Annotated in this window: 14 protein-coding genes; 2 read left to right on the plus strand and 12 right to left on the minus strand. The window is 68.3% G+C overall.

The window, feature by feature from the left end; genetic code table 11:
- The first annotated feature begins 23 nt into the window (after positions 1 to 23).
- Positions 24 to 1,031 (plus strand): ABC transporter permease, encoded by a 1,008-nt coding sequence (locus ABIE58_RS06590; RefSeq protein ID WP_354543911.1) that lies wholly within the window; start codon positions 24 to 26, stop codon positions 1,029 to 1,031.
- Positions 1,024 to 1,956 carry an ABC transporter permease gene (locus ABIE58_RS06595; RefSeq protein ID WP_354543912.1) on the plus strand — a complete coding sequence of 311 codons (933 nt, stop codon included), beginning with the start codon at positions 1,024 to 1,026 and terminating at the stop codon, positions 1,954 to 1,956. Before ABIE58_RS06590 ends, ABIE58_RS06595 begins: the two co-directional genes overlap by 8 nt.
- 285 nt (positions 1,957 to 2,241) lie before the next feature.
- Here the strand turns inward: ABIE58_RS06595 and ABIE58_RS06600 are convergent, their stop codons facing one another.
- The 12 genes from ABIE58_RS06600 to ABIE58_RS06655 form a co-directional block, all read right to left on the minus strand.
- Positions 2,242 to 6,243, minus strand: coding sequence for a baseplate multidomain protein megatron (locus ABIE58_RS06600; RefSeq protein ID WP_354543913.1), 4,002 nt, complete (start codon positions 6,241 to 6,243; stop codon positions 2,242 to 2,244).
- A gap of 1 nt (position 6,244) precedes the next feature.
- Positions 6,245 to 6,688 carry an NlpC/P60 family protein gene (locus ABIE58_RS06605; RefSeq protein ID WP_354543914.1) on the minus strand — a complete coding sequence of 148 codons (444 nt, stop codon included), beginning with the start codon at positions 6,686 to 6,688 and terminating at the stop codon, positions 6,245 to 6,247.
- Positions 6,685 to 7,572 (minus strand): phage/gene transfer agent baseplate hub protein, encoded by an 888-nt coding sequence (locus ABIE58_RS06610; RefSeq protein WP_354543915.1) that lies wholly within the window; start codon positions 7,570 to 7,572, stop codon positions 6,685 to 6,687. Before ABIE58_RS06610 ends, ABIE58_RS06605 begins: the two co-directional genes overlap by 4 nt.
- Complete coding sequence (locus ABIE58_RS06615) at positions 7,569 to 8,201, minus strand: phage distal tail protein, Rcc01695 family (RefSeq protein ID WP_354543916.1); 633 nt, start codon at positions 8,199 to 8,201, stop codon at positions 7,569 to 7,571. Before ABIE58_RS06615 ends, ABIE58_RS06610 begins: the two co-directional genes overlap by 4 nt.
- Before the next feature lie 12 nt (positions 8,202 to 8,213).
- Complete coding sequence (locus ABIE58_RS06620) at positions 8,214 to 8,870, minus strand: RcGTA-type gene transfer agent tail tape measure protein (protein WP_354543917.1); 657 nt, start codon at positions 8,868 to 8,870, stop codon at positions 8,214 to 8,216.
- Entirely contained in the window at positions 8,863 to 9,039 is a 177-nt protein-coding gene (locus tag ABIE58_RS06625; RefSeq protein WP_502950073.1) for a rcc01693 family protein, read from the minus strand. Before ABIE58_RS06625 ends, ABIE58_RS06620 begins: the two co-directional genes overlap by 8 nt.
- A 29-nt stretch (positions 9,040 to 9,068) precedes the next feature.
- Positions 9,069 to 9,392 carry a gene transfer agent family protein gene (locus ABIE58_RS06630; RefSeq protein WP_354543919.1) on the minus strand — a complete coding sequence of 108 codons (324 nt, stop codon included), beginning with the start codon at positions 9,390 to 9,392 and terminating at the stop codon, positions 9,069 to 9,071.
- A gap of 8 nt (positions 9,393 to 9,400) precedes the next feature.
- Positions 9,401 to 9,814, minus strand: a complete 414-nt coding sequence (locus ABIE58_RS06635; RefSeq protein WP_354543920.1) for a phage major tail protein, TP901-1 family — start codon at positions 9,812 to 9,814, stop codon at positions 9,401 to 9,403.
- Between the two features lie 83 nt (positions 9,815 to 9,897).
- On the minus strand, positions 9,898 to 10,311 hold the full coding sequence (locus ABIE58_RS06640) for a DUF3168 domain-containing protein (protein WP_354543921.1): 414 nt from the start codon (positions 10,309 to 10,311) through the stop codon (positions 9,898 to 9,900).
- Positions 10,308 to 10,646, minus strand: a complete 339-nt coding sequence (locus tag ABIE58_RS06645) for a head-tail adaptor protein (protein WP_354543922.1) — start codon at positions 10,644 to 10,646, stop codon at positions 10,308 to 10,310. Before ABIE58_RS06645 ends, ABIE58_RS06640 begins: the two co-directional genes overlap by 4 nt.
- The gene (locus tag ABIE58_RS06650) at positions 10,646 to 11,245 is read right to left on the minus strand and encodes a head-tail connector protein (RefSeq protein ID WP_354543923.1); all 600 of its coding nucleotides are present in this window, start codon (positions 11,243 to 11,245) and stop codon (positions 10,646 to 10,648) included. Before ABIE58_RS06650 ends, ABIE58_RS06645 begins: the two co-directional genes overlap by 1 nt.
- A gap of 151 nt (positions 11,246 to 11,396) precedes the next feature.
- Positions 11,397 to 12,575, minus strand: a complete 1,179-nt coding sequence (locus ABIE58_RS06655; RefSeq protein WP_354543924.1) for a phage major capsid protein — start codon at positions 12,573 to 12,575, stop codon at positions 11,397 to 11,399.
- Between the last annotated feature and the right edge of the window lie 6 nt (positions 12,576 to 12,581).

Genomic DNA, 12,581 nt, shown 5'->3' on the forward strand with positions numbered 1-12,581 from the left:
GCCCCCCCAAAGGCGCTGCCCGCATGTTGACCTACACGATACGACGGCTCGTGCTCTCGGTCCCGACGCTGCTGTTCATCAGCCTCGTGATCTTTCTGTTGCTCGAGCTTGCCCCCGGCGACCCGATGGCACAGGTGCCGCTCACCGTGCCGCCCGAGGTCAAGGAAAAGATGCGCCTCGCGCTTGGTCTGGGTGAGCCGACGCATATCCGCTTCATCAAGTGGATGTGGCAGTTCTTCGTGGTCGAGCCGATGATGTTCATCGACTGGCTTTTCGGCACCGCGCTGGCCGAGGGGCAACAGCGCGTGCTGAGCTGGCAATTCCGCTCGCCGGTCATGGATGTGATCGTGCAGCGGATGCCGCAAACCCTCTGGGTGGTGGCGATGTCCTACGTGGTGGGCATCCTCATTGCCCTGCCCATCGGCATCTATTCCGCCTATCGGCAATATTCGGTCTTTGACCAGACCGGCACGTTCATCACGATGGTGGGCTATTCGGTGCCGCCGTTCTTTTCGGGGGTGCTGGTGATCGTGATTTTCTCGGTGCAGCTTGGCTGGTTGCCCTCGATCTATGACACCACCTTGCAGGTGGTCGATTGGGCCACGTTCAAGCAACAGGTGCTGCAGATGGTCATGCCGGTGATGGTGCTGGCCTTGCAGACCACGGCGCAGATCAGCCGCTTCATGCGCGCCTCGATGCTCGACAATCTCAACCAGGATTACGTGCGCACCGCCCGCGCCAAGGGGCTGTCGGAATGGTCGGTGGTGATGGTGCATGTGCTGCGCAACTCGATGATCCCGGTGGTGACGGTGATCGCGCTTGGCGTGCCCTACATCTTCGGCGGCGCGATCATCACCGAGCAGATCTTCAAGGTGAACGGGCTGGGCCAGCTTCTCATCACCGCGATCCAGGCCAATGACCTGCCGATGGTGCAGACCGTGACCTTCATGATCGCGGTGCTGATCGTGTTCTTCAATATCGTCGCAGATGTGCTCTATGGCGTGCTCGACCCGAGGATCCGCTATGACTGATGCCCCCAAACCCATCGCCGCGCTGACCGACGAAGGCCCCACCGCGCCGCCGCGCAGCCAGTGGCGCGACGTGTGGGACCAGTTCAAGACCCATCGCGGCGCGCTCGCGGGGATGCTGGTCCTTTTGTTCATCATCCTCGCGGTGTTCATCGGGCCCTATCTCTGGCCCTATGATGCCACCTATATCGACATCCGGTCGCGCAACCAGGGACCAAGCTTCGCGCATCCCTTCGGCACCGATCAACTGGGCCGCGATACGCTGGCGCGGATGATGGCGGGGGGGCAGACCTCGATCTCGGTGGGGCTGACGGCGATGCTTCTGGCGCTGGTGCTGGGCTCGCTCATCGGCGTGCTGGCGGGGTTCTTTCGCCGCCTCGACGGGCCGCTGATGCGGTTCACCGACCTGTTCCTGTCGCTGCCGCTGCTGCCGCTCCTCTTGGTGATGGTGCTCCTGTTCCGCGAGGCGCTCAACGGCATGTTCGGGCCGGAGCAGGGCATTTTCATCCTTATCGTGGTGGCCATCGGGGTGACAAGCTGGATGCCCACGGCGCGGATCGTGCGCGGCGATGTGCTAGCCTTGAAAGAGCGCGAATTCATCCTCGCCGCCCGCTCCATCGGCACCACGAATTTCAACCTCATCACCCGGCACATCCTGCCCAACGTGATGTCACCGATCATGGTTTCGGCCACGCTGGGGATCGCCAACGCGATCATCACCGAAAGCGCGCTGTCCTTCCTGGGCCTCGGCTTTCCGCCGGATTTCCCCACCTGGGGGCGGCTCTTGAACGATGCCACGCAATATTTGCAGGACTACCCCGAGCGGGTGTTCTGGCCCGGCCTTGCGATCTCGCTCACGGTGCTGGCGATCAATTACATGGGCGACGGGCTGCGCGATGCGATGGACCCACGCATAAGGGGGCGCTGAGGGAGGGCCCGGCACAGGATGACCGACGAGGCGCGAGCATCGGGTTTTGGCCTGAAGGAGACATTCAAGGCTAGCCCCCTTGCGCGGAACAAGGCGCGCCTTGGCGCGCCGCCGCGCATCGCCGGGCCGCCCCCCGGCACGGCGATTTGGCTGCAACCTGCGCCATCCTCAGAGGGTTTTCCGATTTGGCGAGATAAAGCGCCCCCAAACTCACGTTGGATCGCCGCGCCGCGGCCCGTCGATGCGCGGCTCATTCCAACGGCAGCAACAGGCCAAGACCAGCCCTCACAGCTCGCGCCCCGCAAAGCGCCCCGCGCCAAAGCTCGCCGATATCTGCGCCACCTCGATGCGCTTGCCCGCATCCGGCCCGTCCTCGACGCGGGCGGCGGCGGTGTAGCGCCATTCCGGCGCGCTCACCACCTCCTCGCGCAGCACCTGCGCACCCCGGCGCACGCGCAAAACATAGCTCTCGGTCTCCTCGCCCAGCGGCACCTCGGGCGTGTCCCAGCGATCACCGCCCAGCCGCGTGCGCCTGATCCACGCCACCGCAAGATTGCCGCCCGCCTCGCGTGCGCGCAGATGCACCGGCGCATAGGGCCGCAAGCCCAGCCCGTCAAAGGCCAGCACCGCACGGCCAAAGCCTGGGTCGTCCACCGGGCGCCCTCCCGGCCCGATGCGGTAATGGCGCGCCTGCCCGCGCTGCGCCTCCGACAGGCCAATCTGGCGCGCGATCCCGTCGAGCCGCACGAGGATGGAGCCGGGCGGCCAGGCGCCCGCGCCCTCGGTCCCCAACTGCCCGCGCAGCCGGTGGCGCAGGATATAGGTATCGGGGGCCACCAACTCGGCATCGCGGAACTGGAAAAGCTCCCAGCCATCCGGTGTGCCATCCCCGATCGCACAGAGATTGGCCCCGTTGAGAAATGCCAGATCGCTCACACTCTCCAGCACCCCGTGGCGCATCGCCACGATGAGCCCATCGCCCCGGTCGATCCGGCCCGGCGCGGCGGGAAAGAGCGGTGCTTGCGTAAGCCCCACCGTGGCCTGCGCCGCAATCAGCGTATCGAGCGCGTAATTCGCGTCCTCATCTGAGGAATAAAGCGCCACCGTGCCCGGCCAGGGATCGGCGATCACCGCCAGATGCGGCGCGTGCGGCACCTCCTCGCCGGTCAAGAGCGGCAGATCGAGAAACAGCGGCGTCACCGGCCCGGGTGCCGTGAACGCGCGCAGCGATGCGGGCGCGTCGTCGATCAGGATCGGGCGAAAGCTTTCGGGATCGGTGCGCGTGGCCTCGATGCGCTGCATCCCCGCCATCTGCTCGGCCCGGTCGATGCGGAACCGCCCGCCGCCCTCGGCCTGCGGCAGCGCGATGACATCCCCCGCGCCAAGCGCGATCCGCGACGGCGGCAGCGTGAGGCGCAGCGTATCGACCGATACCCGCGCCTCCGACAGCCACCGCTCCACCACCTGCCGCCCCTCGGCGCGCGTCAGCGACAGCGGCATCTCCGACATCGCCACCGCGTGGGTCGCCTCGTCGGGCAGGATCGCCTCCTCGGCAATCGCCTCGTAGTCGCCATCGGCCTCGACAAAGCGCAACCGCACCCGCCCCGCCAGCTCCAGATCAGAGCCGCGCAGCCCCTCGATCACACCGCCCAGTTCCGGGTCGCGCACAAGGCCCTCGGGATCAAGCACCGCATCCGCCCGCCCGTCACGCGTGCGAAAGCCAAGCACGCCCTCGCGTTCCACCGCGTCCACACCATGGGCAAGCAAGAGCGGCTGAAGCGCCGCGCGCGCAGGCCCCACCGTATCGACGCTATAGCCCCGCACCACCCCCTCGGCGCGGCTTGTATCAAGCGCCGCCAGCCCCGCGCGCCCGGCGATCTCGCCCACCACCTCGGCCAGCCTGCGCCCGCTTGCCCGCCCGGTGATCCAGTGCCCGCGCGCATAATTCCCGCCATCCGCCCACAGCCCGGCATTGGCCGGAAACCACGGATAGGGCCGCGCATCCCAGGCCCAGACATAGGCGTGATCCATGTCGATCATCCGCCCGTCAAAGATCTCCGAGGCCGGGTTGCGCGCCGGGTCGCGCCAATAGCCCGTCATCGCGCGCAGGTATTGCAACTGGATGAACTCATCCCGCGCGCCGGTGGAATGGCGCGGCAGGCTCGATTCCGAGGATTTCGGATCAAGGAACTTGTTGGGCTCGTTGGTGCCCTTGTCCACCGCCGCACAGCCATATTCGGTGAAGCGGATCGGCTTTGATTGCGGCACCCATGCCGTCGGGGTCTCGCTGCGCACGCCCCCCACCCGGTCGTGATGGGCATTGCCCCACCAGCCCCGCAGATCCTTGAACCGCCACACCCACGGCTCGCCATATGCGTCATCGGTGATCGGTTCGCGCCGCTGCGCCGCGCGCGCCTCCTCGCCGGGATAGAACCAGTCAAACCCCTCGCCGCCCTCGATATTGGCGTGCAGGTAACCCAGATCGTAGATCGAGCGCCACGCCTGCGCATCAAGATGATCATATCCCTCGCGCCAATCCGACAGCGGCATGTAATTGTCGATACCGATGAAATCGATATTGTCATCGGCCCAGAGCGGATCGAGATGAAAGAACCGATCGCCATCCCCCGGCTGATAGCCGAAATATTCCGACCAGTCGGCGGCATAGCTGATCTTCACCTCCGGCCCCAGCAGCGTGCGCACCTCGCCCGCCAGCGCGACCAGTTGCGCCACCGCTGGAAAGCTGTTGCCCGCCCCCCTTACTTGCGTGAGGCTGCGCATTTCCGAGCCGATGCAAAAGCTCTCGACCCCGCCCGCCGCCGCACAAAGCGCCGCCTGATGCAGGATGAACCGGCGGTAGGACCACTCATCCGGGCCGTGATAGGCCACGGGGCTCGCCTTGACCGCCCCGCCAAAGCTCAAGAGATCAAGCGCACCGGTCCCCGGCTCGCCCACCGGCACCGCCGCCACCGGCGTCACGGTGAAATCAGCCGCCCGCGCCGTGCCAAAGAACGCCGCCACCTCCGCCTCGGCCGCCGCCGTGCCATCGGGGCTGCCATCGCGCCCCGGTGCCTTGGAGGTGGTGATCCGCCCGCGCCACGGCAACACCGGCTGACCCTCGGCATCGCTCCACGGATCGGGCAACCCGTTGCCCGCCATCTGCTCCATCAGGATAAACGGATAATAAAGCACCTCCTGCCCCGCCTGCCGGAGCGCGAGGATCGCCTCCACCACCGCCTGATCGCTGGGCGTGCCGCCATAGACCTCGCGGCCCCCGGCATCCTTGGGCACCTCGCCCGCCGCCCCGCGCGTAAGGCTCGAGACGACCCAGGGCATGTTGGCCGACTCGAATGTCTTTTTCTCCACGCGCGGGCGGATCTGGCACGCACCGCAGCGCAGATCGTCGCCGAACCAGCTCACCACCAGCGACGCCGCGCGCACCTGCGGCAACTCCTCGCGCAGCGCCTCCAGCGCCACGGCGAAATCGCTGCGCGCACCGGGGGTGTTGACGTTCACCAGCCCCTTGGAGCCAAAGCCAAAATCCATCGCAACCGGCGTCGTGGCCAGCGTGTATTCGCCGGTGCCGGGCAGGATCGCGACCCCGCGCAGCGCGTGCACCGGGTCAAGATCGGCCCCGTCGCCGCCCGCCTGCGCCGGGCGGCAGACCTCAAAACTGAATTGCGGCACGCGGGTGCCGAATTGCGAGAGGTCCAGATCCTCGATCACCACATAGGCGGTGCCGCGATAGGCGGGCACCGTCCCCGCCCCCTCCACCGCCTCGATGAGCGGATCGGGAAGCTGATCGCGCGAGCCGGGATAGACCCGCATGTTGAGGCTGTCGGGCGCAATTTCCGTGCCGTCGGCCCAGATGCGGGCCACGCGGGAAATCTCGCCCTCGCAGAGCGCCAGCGCGAGGCTCACCGAATAGCTGATCTCGCGCACCGTCGGCGTGGCGGGGCGCGGGCTGCCCTTGCCGCCGCCGCTGCGCCCCGGTGTCACCGTCACACGCTCGCGAAACTCGGTGGCCCAGATCACCTGACCCCCCACCCGCATCCGCCCGTAAACCTGCGCGATGGCATCGCCCTCGCCCGACCCGGTGAGCCGCAACCGGTTGACGCGCCCGGTCTCGACCACCTCCGAGCCCTGCCCCAGCAGCCGCTGGTCGATCGAGCGCCCGATCACCGCCCCCGCGAACCGCCCCAGCGCCACCGAGGAAATCCCGAGAACCGAGCCACCGACCGCACCGCCGATGGCGGCCCCGGCGGCGGAAAGAAGAATCGTTGCCATGTTATCTCTCCTCAGGAAAGGCGAAACGCGCAGCGATCCGCCGCCGCCAGGGCGCGCTCAGCGTGGTCTCGACCACGCCATGCCCGGCATAGGCGTGGATGAACCGCGCCCCCGGCCCGGCCTGCGCCACGATGCCCAGATGCTTGGCCACGCCGCCGTCACGCATCCGAAACAGGATCACATCGCCCGCCGCCTCGGCCCCGAGGGGGCGCGCCACCAGATGCCGCGCCGCCGCGCGCCAAAGCGCCTCGTCGCGGGCAGGCTCGGACCAGTCCATCGAATAGGCGGGCGGGCGTTCGGGCTCCTCGCCCATCACCTCGCGCCAGACGCCCCGCACAAGGCCCAGACAATCGCAGCCCGCGCCCCGGCACGCCGCCTGATGGCGGTAGGGCGTGCCCAGCCAACCGCGCGCCGCCGCCACAACCTGCTCTGCCCGCGCGCTCATCGCCTGCGGCTCCCGCCGTCAAGACGCGGCGATTTGGTCGGATCGGTAATCACCCAGTCATCGCCGGGAATATCCGGGAAGGCCTGAAAATTCAGCAGGTTGTCGAACTTGAATTGGCACGTCGCCCGGCGCTTGTCGCACCCCGCCTCGATCCGCAGCCCGTCGCCCGGCACCACCGCAGCGCCCAGCGGATGCCATAGCTCGATCACCCGGCCCGGCCCTTCCATACGGTCACGTTTTATCATCCCCGCAAGGCCCTGCGCCGCGCCGCTTGTCACCCGGATCACGCCATGCCGGAACCAGTCCTCGGCAAAGCCGCCCATATCGGCAAAGCGAAACACGCGGTTCTCCACCACATCTTCCGCCACGCGCTCGGAAACATACCCCGGCGTATTGAGATCAAAGGTGCAGTCGCGATCACCAAGGATGGCGCTGCAACTCTTTTGATACACCCGCCCCAGCGGCACGTTGAGCGCATCCGTCAGCCCCCGCAATTCCGCCTCGAACGCGCCGCCCGCGCGGCGGATATCGCCGATGGTCCCGGCAAAGACCACCACCCGCTGAGCCACGTCGCGCCAGTTGACGATCCACGCCCGCACGCCCGCGCCGTCATAGCGTCCGGCCTCGATCTCGGCCTCGGTGATGGCCCCGTCCGACAGCGCGCCCAACGCCTCCGTATTGTTCACCGAAAGCCCGGTGCCCGCCGCCACCGCGCGCGCGCTCATCCCCGTGCCGGGGCGAAACACGATGCCGTCAAAGCTGAACGCCCGGTCGTGATCGGTAAAGCCCATCACCCGCCCGTCGCGCCGCGTCAGTGCCCAGGCCCGGCAGGTGGTGCTCACCCCCTGCCCCAGATGCGCGGCCAGCGCCTCGGCCCCGGTCATACCCGGATCTCCACCACCGGCACATTGGGCACCTCGCCCGCCTGGAACGAGGCAAGGCTCACCGCGATGCGGTCGGTGTCGAACCGCACCGGCACATCGAATTCATAGCCAGCGGTCACCGGCACGCCCCGGTTGGGCGGCTCGGCAAAGGTCACGATCCCGGTGGTCTCGTCCACCTCGTAATGCACCCCCTCGCGCATCTCGACGCCGCCCAGCCCCATGTGCACGCTGCCCTTGACCGGCTTGACGATAGGGCGCCGGGCCTCCTGCGCGCCCGAGCGGTAGCTCTTGCGCAACGCGAAGGCCACGGTGGCATCGTCGCCCACCCCGATCTCCTGGTCGTCAAAGGCGGGCGCGGCCCCGGCGCGGGAGGATTTGAAATCGCTCCAATCCTTCCAGCGAAAACCGTATAGCTGCCCCTGCCGCGCCTCGAAAAACGCGATCAGCGCCTCGATATCGTCAAGACTGCGCAGCGCCACGCCCGCGTCATAGCGCCGTCGCGCCTGCGCCCAGGGGCTGTTGCGCTCCTCGAAACCGCTCGCCAGCGTGACGATCTCGGTCAGCCGCTCCGGCCCGCCGATCGAGCCAAAGCTGAGGCTCGCGGGGAATCGTATCTCGTGAAAACTCATGGCCTTGCCCCCTTACCGATTGCGCGCGCCGCGCCCGATCACGCGACCAAGCTGCGCCGCGATCTGCCCTTGGCTGCGGCGAAACCCCTCCACATCCGGGGTGGTGACATTCATCACCACGCTCACCGCGCCGCCCCCCTGCGCGCGCACCCCGAGCCGCCCATCGCTGCCGCGCGACAGCGGCAGGATCGCCTCCGGTCCCGCCTCGCCCATCAGCCCCCTGCGCCCGCCCCGCATCGGAAAGGACACCGGCCCGCTCACCACGCCGCCATTGGCAAAGGGCATCACGCGCCCTTGCGCGAAACTGCCCCCCTTCTCGAACGCGCCGCCAAAGAGCGCCCCCACCCCCTGCGCCAGAAGCCCGCCCACCTGGTCGCTCACCGGGCGCACGGCATCGTTGAAGGCGGTGTTGACCAGCGTCGTGGCGAGCCGCCGCAGGCTGTCGCTCAGGCTGTCGCCCTGCACCACCGCGCCGCGCAGCGCGCCGCTCAATCCCCGGCTCAAGCCCCGCTCGAGGCTCTGCACATCCTGCCCGGCGGCGGCGAACCCGCCGCGCACGCTCTGCAATTCCCCGGCAAAGGCGGCGGCCATCGCGCCCGCCTGCCCCATCGCATCGTCCAGCGCCGTGATCTGCGCCTCCAGATCGTCGGCGCGGTCCAGCTCATCCATCGCTCATCTCCTCTTGCTCATCGGGAAAGGCTGCCAGAAGCGCCTCCAGCCCGTCGCGCGCCATCGGGCGCGGCCCTTGGCCCTCGCCCAGCATCAGCCGCAATTCGGCAGGCGTCAGCGCCCAGAATTCCGCCGGGCGCAAGCCCAAGCCCTGCACGCCCGCACGCATCAGCGCGGGCCAGTCAAAGCGCGCGCCGCTCACCCTTCCGCCTCGGGCAGGGCAAAGGCCCGCGCCAGAAGCTGCGCCGCCGCCCGCGCCGCCGCCAGAGGCCCGCCCTCGATCTCGGCGCAAAGCAGATCCGCCGCCGTGCCGCGCCAGCCACCGCCGCGCAGGCCCGCCACGATCACCGCCAACACATCGCGCGAGGAAAACCGCCCCTCCTCGAACCGCGCCACCAGATCGACGAGGCTATCAGCCCCCAATGCGGCCTCCATCTCCGCGAGCGCCCCGAGGGTAAGCCGCATCACCCGGCCCTCGCCCGCGACGACCAGCGCCACCTCGCCCGCCCAGGGGTTGGCCACGGCCCCGCTCACAGCGCCACGAAGTCGAGCCGCCCCGCCGACGCCAGCGACATCTCATAGGTCGCCTCGCCGTCATGGGTGCCGCCATATTCGATCCCCGTCACCTGAAACGGCCCCTCGATGGTGCCGAAATCGGGGATGATCACCTGAAATTCCGGCATTTCCCCATCAAAGAAAATCTGCCGCATCCGCGCATCACTGGCGGCATCGCGGAAAATCCCCGAACCGCTGATGCTGGCCGATTTGACGCCCGCGCCCGCCAGCAACTCGCGCCACCCCCCCGCCGAGTCGAGGCTGGTGACATCCACGCTCTCGGCGTTGAAACTCACCCGCGTGGCGCGCAGCCCGGCCACCGTCTGGAAATTGCCGCTGCCGCTGAGATCGACCTTGATAAGAAGGTCCTTGCCATTCTGAACTGCCATGTCTTGTCTCCGTTCTGCTAAAGCATGTTGCTTAAAAGTGGGAACCGGTTTTAAGCTCCTCGAACATGCGAAATCACCAAGGATCAGACGCCGTCATCCACGCGCGCCCGAAAGGTCAGGTCGATCCGCCGCCGCTGCCCGTCACCGCTGCGCCGCGCCCGCGCGCGAAGGAAGTTGAGCGACACCAGCCGCCCCCGGTCGAGCACCAGCGCCGCGCTTTCCAGCGCGTCGCTCACCGCCCCCGCCGCCTGCTTGGCGGCAAGGAATCCCGCGCCCGCGCTCACCACCGTGACGCTCACGCGATGCTCGGCACCGGGGGCCGTCGCGTCGCCGCGCTCGCGCGCGTCCTCGGGGCCCAGCGCCACATAAAGACCGGGCTCTGCCCCCTGCGGGGCGGCGTCATAGATCGCGCCGCCCACCAGTGCGGCAAGGCCCGGATCACTGGACAGATGCTGCCAGATCGCCGCCTGAAGCGCCGCCGCCATGCCATAGCTCATGCCACCACCTCCTCCTCGGCCCAAAGCGTGAGATACCCCGCCCCCGCGCCGCTCTCGGTGACCGCGAGGATATGAAAGAGCCGCGCGCCATCGCGCAGCCGCTGGCCCGGCTCGGGCCGCGACGGCGCGCCCTGTGGCGCGGCGCGCACGGTGATGCGATAGCCCGCCCGCGCCAGCCGCAGCGCCTCGCCCGCCGCCTCGCGGCCCGAGCGCGCCACCAACTCGGCCCAGAGCGTGCCGCGCACCGCCCAGGCTTGCGTGAACCCGCCCGCGCCATCGGGCGCGCGCTGCGGCACCTCGAGCACCAGCGCCCGGTTGAGCCGGGGCCGCGCCATCACCGCGCCCCCCCGCCAAGGATGCGCACCTTGCGGTAGCGCTCGATCAGGCTCGCCACGCCAAAGGGCATGCACCCCTCGCCCAGCGCGGTCTCGAACCGGTGCTCGTAGTAATGCGCCGCCAACAGAAGCACCGCCTGCCCCAGATCGGCGGGCAGATCGCCCCAGCCCGCGCCATAGCCCGCGCGAAACACGATCTCGGCCACGCCTCCGGTGGGCACCATCGGCAGCATATGCCCCGCAGGCCGCAGCACCGGGCGATGCGCGTCGCGCTCCAGCCGGTAAAGCGCGGGGTCGATCAGCTCCTCCTCGTCGGCGCGGTCGCGCAGCGTGAGGCTCAGGATCGCGGCCACCGGTGCCACCGGCAGGGGCTGGCCCGTGGCCTCCTGCCAATCGTGCAGCACCCAGGAAAAATCCCGCTCAATCAGCACCTTGCCGGTGCGCCCCTCAATCGCGGCCAGTGCCGCGCGCAAAAACCCTTCCAAAACGGGGTCCTGAATATCGTCATCGGCGAATCCGGTGCCCAGCCGCAGATGCGCCTTGAACTCCGCCAGCGGCAATGCGGCATTTGGCACCGCTGTCTCTTCCATCAGCAACATGGACCATCTCCATCATCCCGGCCCCTCCCGCATCGGCGGCGCGTGCCGCCCGGCATTGCCCGGACGGAGGGGAAGCTGCACAACACCGCATCACGCGGCACGCGCCTTCGGGGCGGGGGCGCGTTGCCCCCGCCCGCCTTCACCGCGCGCCTCAGGCGACGGCGAACCGCAAAAGCTTGATCGCCTTGAAATCGCTGACATCGCCGCCGACGCGCTTGGTGGCGTAGAACAGCACATGCGGCTTGGCGCTGAACGGATCGCGCAGGATGCGCAGGTCCGGGCGCTCGGCCACGGTATAGCCCGCGCGGAAATCGCCAAAGGCAATAGCATCCGCGCCGGTGGCGATCTCGGGCATGTCCTCGGCAATCAGCACCGGATAGCCCATCAGCCGCGCGGGCTCGCCTGCGGCAAGACCGTCGGACCACAGGAACCGGCCATCGACATCCTTGAGCTTGCGCACCACGCCTGCGGTGCGCGAATTCATCACGAAAGTCGCATTGGCGCGGTATTCCGCCCCCAGCGCATAGACCAGATCGACGATCGGGTCGGGGCCGTTCAGGTCACCATCGGCACCGGTGGGCACATAGCCCAGGTTGCCCCAGGTCCAGACCGCGTTATCCACCGCCGGACGGCTGAGGAAGCCGCGCGGCTTGTCCACCCCGTCGCCATTGACAAAGGCCGCCGCCTCGGCGCGCGAAAACCGGTCGGCGATGCGCGAGGCGAGCCATTCCTCTACGTCGAATGCGCTGTCATCGAGCAGCCGCTGGCTTGCTTTGGGCAGCGCGCTCAACTCGTGCAGCGGGATCGAGATACGGTCGATCTGCGGCGTGTCGGTCTCGGCCACGCCGGTGGTCTCCGTCGCCCAGCCATGGCCCAGGTCGCTGTGATCCACCAGCACGTCGAACGATGTCGCCTCGACCGCCACCACATTGGCGATGGCGCGGATCGACGCGGTGGAATTGAGCACCGAGCGGATCGTCTCCGAGGTCTGCGGATCGACCAGATAGCCGCCCTCGGCGGCAATGGAGGTGTTGAGCGCCTTGCCCTCAAGGTCCAGCCCGCGCAGCCCGTCATCGTCGCCCGAGCGCAAATAGGCGTCAAACGCCTTGCGGTGGGGGGCGTGCATCTCGTGGGTGCCGGCAAGCTGCGGGCGCGCCTGCGTCAGGCTCTTGCGTTCGATCATGGTCATCTTGTCTTCCTGCTGTTGAAACCGCGTCGTGATCTCGGCCCGAAAGCCCTTGAATTCGTCCAGGAAACCGCGCACGGCCTCCCCCATCTCGGCTGCCGGAGACATGTCTTCCCCGGTCCGAGCCTTTGTCTCGGTCGTCATCGTCAA

Source organism: Roseovarius sp. MBR-78, from assembly GCF_040547535.1.
Lineage (GTDB): Bacteria > Pseudomonadota > Alphaproteobacteria > Rhodobacterales > Rhodobacteraceae > Roseovarius.